The 16,163-nt window shown below is 70.1% G+C and carries 9 protein-coding genes and 2 tRNA genes; 6 read left to right on the top strand and 5 right to left on the bottom strand.

Going from position 1 to position 16,163, the window contains the following annotated elements:
* Nucleotides 1–44: 44 nt before the first annotated feature.
* Nucleotides 45–1,862 carry a stealth family protein gene (locus AB0I42_RS06950; RefSeq protein ID WP_357534917.1) on the bottom strand — a complete coding sequence of 606 codons (1,818 nt, stop codon included), beginning with the start codon at nucleotides 1,860–1,862 and terminating at the stop codon, nucleotides 45–47.
* A 561-nt stretch (nucleotides 1,863–2,423) separates the two neighbouring features.
* Nucleotides 2,424–3,815 carry a serine/threonine-protein kinase gene (locus AB0I42_RS06955; protein WP_357534919.1) on the bottom strand — a complete coding sequence of 464 codons (1,392 nt, stop codon included), beginning with the start codon at nucleotides 3,813–3,815 and terminating at the stop codon, nucleotides 2,424–2,426.
* Nucleotides 3,816–4,025: 210 nt separating this feature from the next.
* On the opposite strand from AB0I42_RS06955, the gene AB0I42_RS06960 reads away from it, so the two are divergent.
* On the top strand, nucleotides 4,026–4,625 hold the full coding sequence (locus tag AB0I42_RS06960) for an NAD(P)H-dependent oxidoreductase (RefSeq protein WP_357534920.1): 600 nt from the start codon (nucleotides 4,026–4,028) through the stop codon (nucleotides 4,623–4,625).
* A 760-nt stretch (nucleotides 4,626–5,385) separates the two neighbouring features.
* Nucleotides 5,386–6,414 (top strand): MerR family transcriptional regulator, encoded by a 1,029-nt coding sequence (locus AB0I42_RS06965; protein ID WP_357534922.1) that lies wholly within the window; start codon nucleotides 5,386–5,388, stop codon nucleotides 6,412–6,414.
* A 291-nt stretch (nucleotides 6,415–6,705) separates the two neighbouring features.
* On the opposite strand, the gene AB0I42_RS06970 is transcribed toward AB0I42_RS06965, so the two are convergent.
* Together AB0I42_RS06970 and AB0I42_RS06975 are read right to left on the bottom strand one after the other, a co-directional pair.
* A tRNA-Arg gene (locus AB0I42_RS06970) sits at nucleotides 6,706–6,778 on the bottom strand.
* Nucleotides 6,779–6,813: 35 nt separating this feature from the next.
* Nucleotides 6,814–6,904 (bottom strand) — tRNA-Ser (locus AB0I42_RS06975).
* Between the two features lie 793 nt (nucleotides 6,905–7,697).
* Here AB0I42_RS06975 and AB0I42_RS06980 point away from each other — a divergent pair.
* The 3 genes from AB0I42_RS06980 (at nucleotide 7,698) to AB0I42_RS06990 (ending at nucleotide 13,979) form a co-directional block, all read left to right on the top strand.
* Nucleotides 7,698–9,797, top strand: a complete 2,100-nt coding sequence (locus tag AB0I42_RS06980) for a carboxypeptidase regulatory-like domain-containing protein (protein WP_357534924.1) — start codon at nucleotides 7,698–7,700, stop codon at nucleotides 9,795–9,797.
* Nucleotides 9,798–10,177: 380 nt separating this feature from the next.
* The gene (locus AB0I42_RS06985) at nucleotides 10,178–12,538 is read left to right on the top strand and encodes a carboxypeptidase-like regulatory domain-containing protein (RefSeq protein WP_357534926.1); all 2,361 of its coding nucleotides are present in this window, start codon (nucleotides 10,178–10,180) and stop codon (nucleotides 12,536–12,538) included.
* A gap of 94 nt (nucleotides 12,539–12,632) precedes the next feature.
* A complete protein-coding gene (locus AB0I42_RS06990; protein ID WP_357534928.1) occupies nucleotides 12,633–13,979 on the top strand; it encodes a hypothetical protein in 1,347 nt (448 codons plus the stop codon).
* Nucleotides 13,980–14,032: 53 nt separating this feature from the next.
* On the opposite strand, the gene AB0I42_RS06995 is transcribed toward AB0I42_RS06990, so the two are convergent.
* Nucleotides 14,033–14,806: a CPBP family intramembrane glutamic endopeptidase gene (locus AB0I42_RS06995; RefSeq protein WP_357534929.1), complete on the bottom strand. Its 774-nt coding sequence runs from the start codon at nucleotides 14,804–14,806 to the stop codon at nucleotides 14,033–14,035.
* A gap of 235 nt (nucleotides 14,807–15,041) precedes the next feature.
* On the opposite strand from AB0I42_RS06995, the gene AB0I42_RS07000 reads away from it, so the two are divergent.
* Nucleotides 15,042–16,157, top strand: a complete 1,116-nt coding sequence (locus AB0I42_RS07000) for a globin domain-containing protein (protein ID WP_357534931.1) — start codon at nucleotides 15,042–15,044, stop codon at nucleotides 16,155–16,157.
* Nucleotides 16,158–16,163: the final 6 nt, after the last annotated feature.

Genomic DNA, 16,163 nt, shown 5'->3' on the forward strand with positions numbered 1-16,163 from the left:
TGGGATACGAAATCGCGATACGGACCCGGGCGGGGGTCAGTCGATCAGCCGTCCGGCTGCCGTAGGACCGCCGTGAAGGACCCGACCGTGTCGAGAGGGTTGTTCGGCAGGGTGGGCGCGTCGACGGGAGCGGCCCGCCGCTGGCCCGGGACAGCCCGGGACGACCTGCGCCACAGCTCGGTCGCGCCCACTTTCCGCCGCTCGGCCACCACGTCGTCGGGCAGTTCGAACGGCGCGGGGAAAGGCAGGTAGCGGGGGAGGAAGTGGGCGAGCATGCTCTCCTGCTGAGCCATCGCCCGGGAATCCGAGTCCGTGTCGTTGAGGCAGAACACGTCCCGGTGCCGACGGGACAGGAGTTCGGCGAGGCGGGCAGGTGTCGAGGGGTGCGCGAGATCGGCGTACTCGTATTCGATGTCGGCCGGAACCGCCTGCCCGGACAGGTACGCCCAGTACTGGTGCAGGGACGAGGGGATGGAGAGGTCCCCGTGGTGACGGAACCGGTGCCGGGCGGTCTCGGCCACCTCCGTCGGCAGCATCTGCTCGATCTGGTGCATGATGCTGCGCCGTAGCGCGAACGGCGTGTGCTTCATCTTCTGTGTGATGGTGACGCCGAACTGTCGCTGGATCTGGCGACGGTTGTTCTTGCCAGCGGCGTTCACCGGCAGGTCGGTGGACCTCGCCTCGCCCAGCCCGAACTGGGCCGGCGAGGGAAAGAACTTCGCGATCCCGTTGGCGTGGAAGAAGTGCGTCGGCAGCAGCGGACGCCCCAGGAAGACGTCGTCGTTGAGGTAGAGGAAGTGTTCGGCAAGGCCGTTGATGCGGTGCAGCCGGGACTCGATGGCATGCGAGTTGAACGACGACCGCCCGCCGAGATCGGCGAAGAGTTCGGCGTGTGAGACGACGGTGACCAGCGGATGGTGTGGGTCCAGCCAGCTCGGCAGCTGGCTGTCGGTGATCAGGAAGATGCGCCGCAGCCAGGGAGCGAAGCTGTGCAGCGACCGCATCGAAAACCGCAGCTCGTCGCGGTTGTGGTAGCGCGACTCGTTCGCGGCCACCGGGTGCAGCGCCCCGTCGGGGGCGCCCAGGGCGGCCACCTTCCGCTTGAGCCACGCCGGGTCGGCCCCGTCGACCCAGGTGTAGACGGCGTCGATCGGGAAACCCACCCGGTCGAAGGCCCGGACGGCGAGGTCGCGGCGGGTGCCGTAGGTGTGATCGTCCGCCTCCGGCACGAAGTGACTGAGCAGCGCCGCGGCGACCCGAACCGGCTCCGCCTCGGCGGGCGTCTCGTCGATCACCGCGTTGTGCCGGGGGGCTCGGACGACATCGCCGTCACGCGTCCAGAACTCGATCTCGCAGGCGAACCGCGAGCCCAGCACCAGCTCCGCCCGGGTGTCGGTCACCGGGAACCACACCTCGAACACTTCGGTCGGCGCCAGGTCGGGCTGGTGCCGACCAGGCTGCGCCTGCACCGTCCGGACGTGGGCGCCCGACAGCGCGGGATCGGAGCGGAGCATCCGACCGACGGCGTCGCGCCTGTCGGCGAGGACCGCGACGGTGCTGCGCAGGTGATCGTCGTTGCGCAGACAGTGGTAGCGGATGCCGGCCGCGTCCAGGGCGGTCGTGACGGCCATCAGGTTGCGGTGCCACAACTCCAGCGGGGTGGCCGCCGCGACGACCTCGGCCCGGGTCCGGACGCCGTCGTCGTCGACCGTCACCCGCGATCCGATTTGGTGGAGCTTGGCACTGCCGCGTGGGCTGACGATGGTGCCCACCAGGCTGATCCGTCGGTGCGCGGGAAGCATCTGGACCAGTCGGCGCCGCACCGGGGACGGCAGCATGCGGTAGACCCGCAGGGCGATCATGTGCCGCGTCCTCCACCTCGGACTGACGCCTCGACGGCGAACACGGTCAGCGCCGGCCGGACCGGGTTGCCTAACCAGCCGTCACGCGCAGTCACAGGTCTTGCCAGCGGACATCGCTGACCGTCCTTTCTCCACATCGCCGTCCGTCACCCACCGAACTCCTCAAGGGAGGCGCGACTCCATCGGCGGACGCGCTGTCCCTGCTCCGGCCGGCCGTGACGGCATGGAACGGAGCATGACGATGTAAGGGGTGACGGTGGAGACCGTAGCAGTGCGTTCACCTCTGCGGCATCCCTCGTACACCAGATCACCCATCTGAACCCTGCCGATGTAGGCCGATTTGCCGTTGTCGCTCATTTCGCGCAATAGATCCCACCAGTTAGATGGATCAGTGATTGCCAGTTCGGCCGATGGACGCGGCCCCCTACACCGGTGTTCGGTGCGGCACACTCGACCACAGTCGTCACCCGTCGGCCAAGGTTGCGACAGCGACGGGCCGACCGGAACCGAACTCATCGCGCCGGCCGGAATCATTCCGGCTGCGCCGGGCGGCCTTCGACATCAGGCGCGGCGCGGGGACACCGGGATCAGGGCACCCGGCCGGCCGGCGGGTTCACCCACACCCATCGGGGTGGTCTGGGGGTCGGTCGGCGTCGGGGCCGTAGTCTCCGTCGGGCTGGATGTGGTCCCGCCGGTGGGCTGCGGATCCGTACTCCCCGTCGGCTCCGGCGACTCCGGGGCCGCCGACGGGCTCGGCTGTGGCGAGACCGGGGATGCGGTGGCCGACGGCAGCGGGCTGGAGGCGGAACCGGTGGGCCGGAAAGGCCGTCCCGAATTCGGTTGCTGCTCCTCCACCGGCACCTCGGCACTCCCGCTCGGTACGGCGGCCGGCGCCGCCGTCGGTGCGTTGACCGCCGGCGCATCGGCCTCACCCGTCGCACCGAGCGCCGCCCCGAGGCTCGCCAGCGCCACCAGAATCGCCGCGGCCGCGCCGATCAGGGCGCCACGGCGCCTCTTCCGCCCGGTCACAACCGGCGCGTCGGCGCGGATGCCCGGCTTGGCGTCCCGCAACGCGGCCACGCCGGGGACTGGCACCACGGTGGCCGGCTCGGTTGGCTCCGGCGCGTCGGAGACGGCGGCGCGGGCCGCCGCGGCCATCGCCTCCCCGCTGCTGAACCGGTCGGCCGGATCCTTGGCCAGGGCGCGGGAGACCAGCCCGCGGACCGCCTCCGGGATGTCGTACGGCAACTCTGGCGGCTCGTCGTCGAGGTGCCGGACAGCGACCTGGAGAGGACTGTCCCCGTTGAACGGCGGGCTGCCGGTGAGGCAGCAGTACGCCACCGCACCCAGGGCGTAGATGTCGGTGGCGCCGGAAACCGGGCGGCCAGCGGCCTGTTCGGGGGCCATGTAGAGAGCGGTGCCGGGCACCGCGTTCGCGTTGGTGACGCTGGTGATGTTGGTCGAACGGGCGACCCCGAAGTCGACCAGCACGACCGAGCCGTCCTCCTGCACCAGCAGGTTGCTCGGCTTCACGTCCCGGTGCACGATGCCGTTGGTGTGCGCGGCGTGCAGAGCCTCCGCGACCTGGGCCACGATCGACATCGTCTCGGCCACGTCCAGCGCACCGAGCGCCTCGATCCGCTTCGACAGCGGCTGCCCGGTGACGAACTCCATGACCAGGTAGTCGGCCCGGGCGCCGTCGGACAGCTCGTCCTCACCGCAGTCGTAGACCTGCACGATCCCGGGGTGCCGCAGCGCGGCCAGGATCCGCGCCTCGGCGCGGAACCGGGCAAGGAAGTCGGGGTCGGAAACCAGCGCGGGCAACAGCACCTTGACCGCGACCGAACGGCGGAGGATCAGGTCCGAGGCACGCCAGACGTCACCCATGCCGCCGGTGGCGACACGTTCGTCCAGGCGGTAGCGGACGCTGAGCACGACCTCCGGAGACAACACGGCAACACCGTATCCAGTCCACCACCGGCGCCGCCGGCCCGGCAGTGGCCCCGGGCCGTGCGGCCGTGTGCCAGACCGTAAGCGGTCCCGGTGGATCGCCGGCGGCCAGGTCGATGAGTGTGAATCCGTCGGTCGGTGGTGGTACAACGTCCGAGGCAACGCCGTGCGATGGGAAGCGGCTGCAGCCGACCATCCCTTGACAGGAGGTCCATGCACACCCTGATAGTTGCCACCCACCCCGACGAAACGTCCCTCACCCATCACGTGGTCGATCGCTTGATCACCGGACTTGCGCCCCTGAGTACCGCCGTCGCCGACCTGACCGCCGAGAAGTTCGACCCGCGCTTCACGCTCGACGACCACCTCGCCTACAACGGAGTGCGCGGACTTCCGACCGATGTGCTGGACGAACAGCAGCGACTCGCGCGTGCCCATCATCTCGTAGTGGTGTTCCCGGTGTACTGGTGGTCCATGCCCGCCCAGCTCAAGGGATGGTTCGATCGCGTATTCGCCAATGGCTTCGCCTACCGCAGCACCGATACGGGAATCGCCCCGGCGCTCCAGTGGCTGACCATGCACTTCGTGCCCATCGCCGCCACGAGAGCAGAACCCTTCGCCCGGCGCGGGTACGAATCGGCCCTGCGCACCCAACTGGAACACGGCATCGTTGACTACTGCGGCGGCGTACGTGGAACATTCGCACTAATCAACGACTCTCAGGGGAACACAGCCCTGACGATGGTCGATGACGCCGTCAGGCAGGTAGTCGAGAAGATTCGATCGGACCCGCGCGTCCCGGGCGAGGCATGACCTTGCCGGGCATCTCGACCGAAGCCCGAGTGAGCAACGATCGGATGAGTTGAAACCAATGACCACTTCCTGTCCACGCCGCGGATCTACACGGGGTGGCAGGCCGCTCAGAGCGTGATCTACCATCCACCGCGTAGCCGATGAATGCGGCCTGCACGATCCATCGTTGCCTGGCTGCGGGCACCTCATCTACTCGTCTCATCCGAGAGTTTTTGTCCGAGCCAGCGCGGGCGGCCCTGGGATTCGGTTCTCCTCTCGGTGTTGTGAGTCTCGTGTGAGAGCGGCCGGCGTTCGCCAGGGCTCACTTTGAGGTGCGGGCCTCTGCCGGGCCTGACAGGGGCACCGGTCCCGCTCGCCGCCGGGCACGGCGAGGATCGGACGCAATCAGCGTGCCTCGAGTGCCCCGCCAGTCGATTCGCTGACACCCCACCCGCACCCTGCTCAACCTCGCCACCGGCGACGACCGCCGCGCCATCCAGATCGCCGACCTGCTCCACACCTGCCGCCCCGGCCCCCAGCTATCCGACCGCGACACCATCGCAACCCGCATCCGCGCCGACGTCCCCGCCTCCACACCGACCACCGCCCGCCGGATACCTCACCACCTGGCGTGCGACCCACCAACGGCCTGACACGAACTCGGCGCCACGTACGCCGCCGGTGGCGGCCTTTCGGTGCACGACCGACGACTGCCGAGGCCCAGGCGACCGCCGGCATGGGGCTTGCATCTCAAGCCGCTTGAGATCGCATAGTGGGCGTCGTGGACATGAACGAGCTGTACGCCATCGGGGATGTCGCCCGACGGACCGGCCTGAGCGTCAGCGCCGTCCGGTACTACGCGGACGCCGGCGTCGTCACGCCGGCCGCCAGCACCCCGGCCGGCCACCGCCTGTACGACGTGTCGGCTATCGCCCGGCTGGAACTGGTCCGGACGCTACGGGAACTCGGCGCGGGCCTGGACGAGATCCGGCGGGTGCTGGCCGGCGAGGCGACCCTGCGCGAACTGGCCGCCACCCACCTGGCCCTGCTGGCACGGCAGGAGGCACGGCTGCGCAGCCGCCGCGCGGTGCTGTCGGCCATCCTGCGGCAGGACTCCACGGCCGAGCAGGTCACGCTGATGCACAAGCTGGCCGGCATGCCGGACGAGGAACGCGACCGGCTGATCGACGAGTTCTGGACCGAGGTCACCGCCGGCTGGGAGCCGCCGGAGCGGATGGTCGAGTGGTGGCGGGCGGCCCGGCCGGAGCTGCCCGAGCATCCCACCCCGACCCAACTGGGGGCGTGGATCGAGCTGGCCGAACTGGTCCGGGACACCGAGGCCCGACAGGCCGTGCGCCGTGAGCTGTACGAGGTGTGCACCACCGGGGCCGGGCCGTTGATGACCCTGTCGCCGATGCTGAACAGCCTGGAGGCGGCCACCCCGATCGGCCAGGCGGCAATGGACGCGGCGCGGGAGCGGGTGCCGCCGGACTCGCCGCGGGGGCGGGAGATCGCCGACCGGTGGATCGGGTGGCTGACCGGCATCTTCGCGACACCGGACAGCCCCGGGATACCGGACACGCCCGAGTTCCGGATCGAGACGGCCGACCACATGCTGGCGGGCGCGGAGTGGGACCGCACCCCGCCGCAGCTGGAGGGACCGTTCGACCGGTACATGGCGCTGGTCACCGCCGTGAACAACGCGCCGCCGGAGCGGTTCCCGTTCGAGTGGCTGGCCGCGGCACTGCGCGCATCCGCCCTACCGGTTCGCCAATCGGGCCAAGAGGAGCGCACTGATCTTGGTTGTTGAGGTGGTCAGCGATTGGCCAGGGTGCGGTGCCATGCTCCAATGCGCGTGCAGCGACACACGGCATGGCGGCCAGCGGCGACGATGGCCGTCAGATGAGGTGACGTTCGATCATGGCGAGGCTGGCTGCCTCGCCGCATCGTCCGCTACCTCGACCACAACAGGCAACGGACGGGGCAGGACGTGGAGAAGCTCGACGGACGAGCACCCACCGAGCACCCACACGTCCACAAGGGACGAAACAACGAAGGCGCCCGACCCACGTTTCCGCAGGTCAGACGCCTTTCGATCTTGTGCGCCCGAAGGGACTCGAACCCCTAACCTTCTGATCCGTAGTCAGATGCTCTATCCATTGAGCTACGGGCGCTGGTGCCTGAGCCAGTCTACACACCGGCCTGAGCGCGGAGACTCCGGGATTCGAACCCGGGAGGGGCTTTAAGACCCCAACCGCATTAGCAGTGCGGCGCCATAGACCAGACTAGGCGAAGTCTCCCAGGTGGCCCGTAGACCACCGCCGACCGAGAATACAGTGCTCCCACCGGGCGGGGCAAAGCGACTATCCCGCGCGCGCCGATCATGACACTCTGGGGCACCGCACCGGCACGTTCCGCTGCCGCGAATACTCTCGAACCTCCCGCCTCAGGGGCGTCGTGCGCATATTCCTGCCCGTCTGGGCCGGTCTGACGGTTGCCGCACGGCACTGGCCGCCTCGGCCGTCGTAGTCGCTCCGGCCGCCGGCAAACCCCACCGACGCCATCTGACTCAACCAACCGCACCCTGACCACCAGCCGGCGCTCCCGGCTCGTACGGGACAGCGACGCTGTCGACCACACCTCGCTCGACGGAACGGCGACTACCTGTTGTCCGGCATCCGGCCAACAGCTGCAAGATCGAGTTCTGTACGCAGGGGGCCTGCGGCAGCCGGCACCAGAAGTCCGCTTCTCGAATCCGCCGACCCGCGCGTCCGGAATTCCGACCAGGCCCTCGCGGTCGACGAGGCGTCGCTACCGACACTCCTCCCCCAGAACACGGTCGTCGTCGCCGTACCGCCGCTGAGAGTTCGATCGCGGGCTGGTTCCTCGACTGGTCAAGAAGCCCGATGGCCGGGGTCAGCGGTTGGCCCGACCCCGTCCGCCGTGGCCGCCTGCGCCCGGCAAGTAAAGGCCTTCACTGTACGCGGCGACGCGATTATCCTGCGCTAGCCGATCATGGCACGCGGGGACACCGCTTCGTCACACTCCGCATCGGAACGCGTGTTCCCGGCCCTCCTCTCCTCAAGGACGTGCGTGTACAGAAGATCGCTCCGCTGGACAACCCTCGCGAGCGCCCTGGTGCTGACAGCCACCGTCGCGCTCGCACCACCCTCCGCCGACCCTGCCGCCGCCAACCCCGCCACCGGCACCATCACCGGCCACCTGACCGATGAGACCGGCGCCCCACTCGTCGAAGCCTCGGTCACCGCCTACGACGACGAGATCAACCCCGTCGCCAGCGGTCAGACCGACAGCGCCGGCCGGTACAGCCTCGACGTCCCGCCCGGCACCTACCGGGTCCGGATCCTGGCCGACGACTTCGGCCAGTGGATCCCGCAGCAGCAGTACGCCGAGACGGCACAGGAATTCGCTGTGACCAGCGGCGGCACCGTCGTCGTCGACGACTCCCTCGTCCCCACCGGCTCGATCGCCGGCCGGATCGTGAACCAGGCCGGGCAACCGGTCCGCGATCACGAGGTCGCCACCCGTAACCAGGGACAGTGGGGCCCGACCGCCCGCACCGACAACAACGGCAACTACCGGATCTCCCGCGTCTTCCCCGGCGACTACCTCGTGGGGGTACGCCATCCGGCCAACATCTACCAGTGGGCGCCCGGCCAACTGGCTGAGAATCTCGCCACCGTCTTCACCGTCTCGGTCGGTAACCAGACGACTGTGAACGAGACCCTGCTCGGCTCCGGATCCGTCGCCGGCCGGTTCCTCGACGCCACCGGCGCCGGGGTGGCCGACGCGCTTGTCTTCCTCAGTGACGACAACGACGTCGGCCTGCACACCTACACCGACGGGTCTGGTGCGTACCGGTTTGATGGTGTCACCGTCGGCGACGCCTACATCGTCCGGTTCAGCGACCCGGCCAGCAACCGTCAGCAGTACGCGTACGGGACGGCCGACTACTCGGAGGCCACCCGGTTCACGGTGTTGCCGGGGGCCACCACCACCGTCGACGACACCCTGCTCATCCCCGGGTCGATCCGGGTCACCGCGACCGACGCGGCGACCGGCACGCCGCTGAGCACCTTCTGCGCCGACTACAGTGGGCCGTCATCGACGGCCAACGGGTGCACGACCAACTCCGAGGTCGTGTTCACCGGCCTCAGCCCCGGCTCGTACGTCGTCACGATCACGCCGGAAGAGGGCTCGCTGTACCTGGGCAACCGGGCGGACGCGACGGTCACCCCCGGCGGGACGGCCCAGGTGACGGTGCCGCTGCACCGGGGCGGCGCCATCACCGCCACGGCGACCGCCCGCGCCACCGGCGCACCCGTCGCCTGGGCCTGCTACTCCGCCATCGCGGCGGGTACGGGCACCGTCCCCACCGAAGGCTACGGGTGGTGCACCGACCGCAACGGCCAGGCCACGACCGGGGTGCTCGCGCCGGGCGACTACCACCTGCTCGTCCAACCAGTGCCGGCGACCGGGTACGGCATGCAGTGGCTCGGCGCCACCGGCGGCACCGGCGCCGCCGCCAACGCCGTACGGATCACGGTCACCGCGGGCCAGGTCGCGACCGCCCCGCCGGTACTGCTCGACCCGGCCGGTTCCATCACCGGCGTGGTCCGGGGCGCGGACGGTACTCCGCTGCCGGATGTCATGGTGGCATTGTCGGACGTCCATCCTGGATACGTTGGTGGAAAGGCCGTCACCGACGAGGACGGCAGCTACACGGTCACCGGTCTGGGCCCGTACGCCTGGCCGTTGCACTTCGTCGACGACCAGCACGCCCGGCAGTGGTCGGGCGGCACGGGGAACCGCCTCGTCGCCAAGAAGATCAAGGTGACGGCGGGCGCGGCCGCCAGCTATGACATCAAGCTGAAGACCGGCACCCTGGTAACCGGCACGATCCGGGACCGGGCCGGTGCGGAGGTGACCAGCTCCTACCTGCTGGCGTACAGCGCGTTGACCCGAGACATCGTCGGGGTCAAGTGGGACACGGGCGGCACCTACCAGATGCGGCTGATCGCCCCCGAACTCGTCAAGGTGCAGGTCTTCGCCTACGTAGACGACCAGAACTTCAACTTCTGGTATGACAACGGCACCGACTTCGACACCGCCCAGACGCTCGCCGTCCCGTGGCAGGGACGCACGCTCGACGTGGTCGTACCGGTCAACTGACCTCGTGAGCATGATGGCTTGACCAAGCGCGACCGGCTCGACGGGGCGGCGACGGGTTCATCCCCGCGCCGCCCCCATCTCTGTCCGAAGTCGCTGGTCTCGTCCACGTACGACCCCTGACCCGCGGAAAATCGCCCCCAGCGGAGGAAACAGAGCTGGACATCGTCAACCCGGTGAACTGACGCTCACGGATTTGCCGGGCCGGCGGCCGCCGGCCCGGCAGAGTTCCAAGTGTTCACCGATGACCGCCGATAAATGGCCCCCACCGTACGAAGTGGATCAACTATCCTGCGTGAGCCGATCATGGCACACGGGGACCAGACCGTCACGCTATGTTGCCGGACCGCGTCCCCGGACCTTCCTTCCCCTCAAGGATGGCCGTGTACAGAAAACTGCTCCGCTCGGTGGCCATCGCGAGCATCGTGGCTCTGACAGCCACGGTCGCGCTCGCGTCGCCCGCCACCGCCAATCCCACCTTCGGCTCGATCACCGGAACCCTGACGACCAGCACCGGCACCCCGGCCACCGGGGTACGCGTCACGCTGCTGGACACCAACCACTTCCACCGCGGCGAAGTCGGCCTCAACAGCCAGGGCCAGTTCACGTTCCCCCTGGTCCGAGCCGGCGTCTACAAGGTCAGCTTCACCAACTCCGCCAACCAGGTGCAGTGGGCCCACCAGCAGCGGTCCTTCGAAACCGCCACCGAGATCACCGTGGTGGCCGGCGCGGCGACGGTCGTCAACGACTCGCTCCTGGCGCCCGGCACCATCACCGGCCGGGTGACCGACAGTAACGGCGTGCCACAGGCCGGTATCTGGGTCAGCGCCCGGGGGCCGGATGGATCCGTCGGCACCAGCGCCGACATCGACGGCCGCTATACGCTCTCGCTTCTGCCCGGGGAGTACCAGGTGGAGCTTCTTCTGGGCTCCGGATTCTCCCAGTGGATCCCGCAGCAGGAGCAGTCCCACACCGCCCAGGTGTTCACGGTCGAGCCCGGGGGCACGGTGGTCGCCGACGATGTGGTGGCACCGACCGGATCGATGACCGGCCGGGTGGTCGACGCCAGCGGACAGCCGGCGGCGAACGTCGATGTCAGCGCGCGGTCGATCACGAGCGGCGGCGGCGCCACCACCTGGACCGACGACAACGGCGACTTCCAGATTCCGCGCCTCTTCCCCGGCAACTACAAGGTTCGGTTCCAGCTTCCCAGCGGGGCGACCCAGTGGGGGCATGGCCAACCCGCCGAGGACTACGCCGACACCTTCAGCGTCGCGGTGGGCACCCAGACGACCGTGAACGAGACGCTGCTCGCGACCGGGGCGATCGCCGGCCGGTTCGTCGACCAGTCCGGCGCCGGAATCGGCCACGCCGAGGTCACCGCCTACGACAGCTACAACAACAGCGCCTACGTCATGACGGACGAGACCGGCGCGTACCGGTTCGACGACCTGATCGTCGGCGACTACAAGGTGTCCTTCGTCGACCCGACGACCGGCCGCCGCCAGTACGCGTACGGGGTCGGCAACTTCGAGGACGCGGCGACGATCGTGGTGCAGGCGGACGCCACCGCCACCGTCGACGACACCCTCATCGACGGTGGGGCGCTGCGGGTCACGGCGACCGACTCCGGCACCGGCGCCCCGCTGACGGCGTTCTGCGCCCACCTCGAGGGGCCGTCATACGGCTACGAGTGCACCACCAACTCGGAGATCCTGTTCGACGGCATCGGTATCGGTCGCTACATCGTGTCGGTCAATCCGGCCCCCTCCTCGCTGTACCTCGACGGCAAGGCGCAGGCGACCGTCACGGCCAACGCGACCACCGACGTGGCCGTGCCGGTCCCGCTCGGCGGTGCGATCACGGCCACGGTGAGCAACCGCGCCACCGGGGCACCGGTCGCCGGCGTCTGCGTCGCCACCGTGGCGGCCGGAACCGCCCGGCTTCCCGACGGCGAGCCTCACTGCAGCGACGGCGCTGGACAGATCGACATCAGGCTGCTGGAGCCGGGCGACTACCACATTTTCGTACGCCCCCGGGAATCGACCGGCCTCGGCGCGCAGTGGCTCGGCGCGAACGGTGGCACGGGTGCCGCGAGCAGCGCGAAGCGGATCACCGTCACGGCGGGCGCGACGACGGCCGCGCCGGCGGTGCTGCTCGATCCGGCCGGCGCCATCACGGGCGTCGTCCGCAGTGCGGACAACACGCCGCGCGCGGGCGTCGGGGTGGCGCTGTCGAGCATCCACCCGGGTGTCGGCGGAAACTACCCGGTCACCGACCAGAACGGGCGGTACACGGTGCGCGGCCTCGGCCCGTACGCCTGGCCGTTGTTCTTCATGGACCACCAGCATGCCCGGCAGTGGTCCGGGGGCACCGCGAACCGGATGGTCGCCCAGAAGATCCAGGTGACCTCGGGTGCGACGGCCACCTACGACATCAGGTTGAAGACAGGCACCGTCATCACCGGTTCCATCCGGGACCGGGCCGGTCAACCGGTACCCGACGCCTACCTGATGGCACACAGCGCACTGACGCAGGACATCATCGGGATCAAGTGGGAGAACGGCGACACCTACGAGATGCGGGTGCTCGCACCCGAACTCGTCAAGGTCTGGGCGCTTGCCTACGTCGACGACCAGGAGGTCGAATTCTGGTACGACAACGGCACTGACTTCGCCAGTGCCCGGACGGTCGCGGTGCCGGCGCAGGGTCGGACCCTCGACCTGGTCGTTCCGATCAACTGACGGTGACGGTGTCCGGGCCGGCGGCGGTGACGCGTCGCCGGCCCGGGCGCTTTCGAGAGGTGTACGCCGGCCGGCCCGGATAGGCTTCCTGGTCATGGAACAGCCGCCTGCCGAGCCGGCCGACCGCAAGCCACGCAAGCGCACTCCGAAGGCCGCGTTCACGCCGGCCGAACCGACCGAGACGGCTGCCGCGCCGGCGCCGCGGGCGCGGCGGGCGAAGGCGTCGGCGCCGGCCGTCCTCTTCCAGCCGCCGGCCGCCAGGACCACGAGTGGCCGGCGGGCCGGGGCCCGGGCCGACGATGGCAGGGACACCGGCGACGGGGCCGGGTCGCCGGACGTGCCGGCCGCCCGGACGCCGGCATCCGACGAGGGCGCCGGTGACGATGCGGGCACCGATACCGCGAAGGGGCCCGCCCGCAAGACAGCGGCGAAGCGCACCCCGGCGAAGACGGCGACCACGGCCGCCGCGAAGAAGGCGAGCCCGGCGAAGAAGACGGCCGCGAAGAAGGCGGTGCCGGCGAGGAAGGCGGCCGCTGCGGAGAAGGTGGCGCCCGCGAAGACGACCACCCGCCGCAAGACGGCACCGGCCGAGGCCGGCGCCGACCAGCCCACTGACCGGCAGCAGCCGGCCCCCCGGGAGCCCGTCAAGCAGCAGCCCGTCGAGCAGCAGCCCACCGGGCAGCACGTCAGCCCGGAACCGGCAGCCTCAACAGAGGTCGCCGACCGCCGGCCCCCGGACCGGTCCCGGCACCCCGTCCCCGCCGCGATGGAGATGACCGGCCGGGCACCGGAGGGGACGGTGCACCGTACCGGGGAGGGAGCGGAACCGGCGACCGGCCGGTTGGTCGACCACCCGGGGTTCGCACCGGAGTTGTTGGCCCTTGCCGCGGTACGGCGGCGCGGGCCGGCGGCGGCCGCGTGGGCGGAGCGGCTGCGGGCGGAGTATCCGACCGCGACGCCGGACGGGCTGGCCCGGCTGGCGACCCGGCGGTTCGTCCGGCTGGCCGGGGCGGGCGGGGCGGTGTCGGCGGCCGCCGGAGTGCTCGCGCCGCTGGCGGAGCTGGCGGCGGTCGCCTGGACGCAGACGGACCTGGTGCTGCACGTCGCCGCCGCGTACGGGCACGATCCGGCGCATCCTGACCGGGCGGTCGAGTTGCTGGTGCTGACGCAGGTGCATCCGGACGAGACGTTCGCGCGGGCGGCGCTGGACGCGGCGCTCGGCGCCCGGCCGGACGGGCGGGTGCCGGCGCGGCGGGCGGCGGAAGCGGCGTGGCGGTTGGCGACGCCGCTGGTGGCGCAGGCCGGCGGCTGGCTGGCGTTGCGGCTGGCGGCGCGGATGCTGCCGGGTGCGGCGCTGCTGGCGGCGACGGCGGGTGACTCGGCGGCGGCGCAGCGGCTGGCGGCCCGCGCGGTCGCCCGCTACCGGGCCGGCGCCACCTGACCTCCGACACCGCCTGAACCGGACCGCGTCCGGCGCCGGACCGCGCCGGGCCGTCAGAGCCAGTCGAACCACTCGCGGGGCAGTAGGGCGTATCCGACGAACGCGAATATGTCCAGCACCGCGTGCGCGACGATCAGCGGCATCACCCGCTTGGTACGCAGGAAGAACAGCGCGAACACGATCCCCATCACCACGTTGCCGACGAAGGCGCCGAAGCCCTGGTAGAGGTGGTAGGTGCCGCGCAGCACCGCGCTGGTGAGGACGATCAGCTCGATCCGCCAGCCGAGGTCGCGTAGCCGGGTGATCAGGTAACCGACGACGATGACCTCTTCGAGGATCGAGTTCTCGAACGAGGCGAGGATCAGCACCGGCACCGCCCACCACAGGTCGGGCAGGGCGGCCGGGACCAGGCTGGCGTTGACGCCGAGCTGGGCCGCGACGAAGAAGAGCCCGATGCCGGGCAGGCCGATCGCGGCGGCGAGCGCCGCGCCCCAGCCCAGGTCGGCCCAGGGTGAGCGGGCGTCCAGGCCGAGCAGCCGGCGCGGGTCGTCGCGGTCCCGGTTGAGCAGGTGTACGGCGAGCAGCACCGGTACGAGCGAGAAGAGGATGCCGAGCAGTTGGTACGTCAGGTCGAGCCACGGCCGGGCCGACTGTGACGCGTTGAGGGTGGCGGTCTGCTGCGACAGCGGCCGGTCGGCGGTGAGCCGGGCGGTCAGGCTCACCATGGCGTAGATGGCGGACTGCCCGAGGGAGAGGCCGAGGACGAGCAGCACCTCGGTGCTGATCGTCCGCCTCGACAGCGGCGGCTTGACGAGATCCACGCTCACCCGATCACTGTGCCGGACGGCCCTGGAAAACGGGTCGGCGGTCCCTCGTTTTGGTCCATTCCGCTGCCGACCATAGGCATGACGACCTCACATCGCACAGTCTGTGCGATAACTCCTCACGTTCTGTGCCCAATCTGGAGTCACGATCTACAACGAACGACCACCCACCCACGGAACGCAACCTAGTCCCCCAGGTGCGCGGCACCCGCCGCCGCCGTCACTGAAGAGGGCGTCAATGGGTAATCTCTCGCGACTGCTCAAGGAGAGCTGGACGCTCGTCGAGGAGCAGCAGGACAAGGTCGCCGGATACTTCTACGCCCGGATGTTCCTGTCCAACCCGGAACTGCGGAACCTCTTTCCGGTGACGATGGACGTGCAGCGGGCCCGCCTGCTGGGCGCACTCGTCACCTCCATGCAGTTGGTCGACGACCCGGACCGCTCCGACGAATACCTGCACGCGCTCGGGCGCGACCACCGGAAGTTTCACGTGGAACCCGAGCACTACGAGATCGTCGGGTCGGCGCTGCTCGAGGCGTTGCGGGCGGTCGCCGGCGAACGGTGGGCGATCGAGTACGACCAGGCGTGGCGGGACGCGTACCAGGTGATCTCGGCCCGGATGATCGCCGGGGCGGCGACCGACACCAATCCGCCGTACTGGAACGCGGAGGTGCTGACCCACGAGCGGCGGGGACCGGACGTCGCCGTACTGACCTGCCGGCCGTTGCAGTATCCGCTGTCGTACCGGGCCGGCCAGTACGTCAGCGTCGAGACGCCGCGGCACCGGCCCCGGCTGTGGCGGACATACTCGATCGCGAACGCGCCAGACGCCGACAACACGCTGGAGTTCCACGTGCAGGCGGTCGGTGCCGGCTGGGTGTCCAGTGCGCTGGTTCGCAAGGTACGGCCGGGGGAACTGCTGCGGGTGGCGGCACCGATGGGGTCGATGACGCTGGACGCGTCGTCCACCCGCGACATCGTCTGCGTCGCGGGCGGCACCGGGCTGGCCCCGATCAAGGCCCTGGTGCAGGAGCTGACCCGCTACAACCGCACCCGCTGGGTGCATGTGTTCTTCGGTGCCCGCGACCGCGACGGCCTCTACGACCTGGCCGAGCTGAACCAGTTGGCGGCCCGCTACCCGTGGCTGTCGGTGGTGCCGGCGTGCAGCGACGACGACGGCTTCACCGGCGAGCAGGGCAACATCTCCGACGTGGTGGCGCGCTACGGGCCGTGGGCCGAGCACGACTTCTTCGTCTCGGGTTCGGCGCCGATGGTCCGGGCGACGCTGCGTACGCTCGCCGAGTTGCAGGTGCCGTCGATCCGGATCAGGTACGACAGCTTCAGCGACGGCTGAGCTCGC

It is taken from the genome of Polymorphospora sp. NPDC050346, assembly GCF_040655695.1.
In the GTDB taxonomy this organism is placed as follows: Bacteria; Actinomycetota; Actinomycetes; order Mycobacteriales; family Micromonosporaceae; genus Polymorphospora; species Polymorphospora lycopeni.

What these genes read in the sequence shown, in the direction of transcription:
- AB0I42_RS06950 (WP_357534917.1), bottom strand. Translation starts at nt 1,862, where the DNA reads ATGATCGCCCTGCGGGTCTACCGCATGCTGCCGTCCCCGGTGCGGCGC.
- AB0I42_RS06960 (WP_357534920.1), top strand. Translation starts at nt 4,026, where the DNA reads ATGCACACCCTGATAGTTGCCACCCACCCCGACGAAACGTCCCTCACC.
- AB0I42_RS06990 (WP_357534928.1), top strand. Translation starts at nt 12,633, where the DNA reads ATGGAACAGCCGCCTGCCGAGCCGGCCGACCGCAAGCCACGCAAGCGC.
- AB0I42_RS07000 (WP_357534931.1), top strand. Translation starts at nt 15,042, where the DNA reads ATGGGTAATCTCTCGCGACTGCTCAAGGAGAGCTGGACGCTCGTCGAG.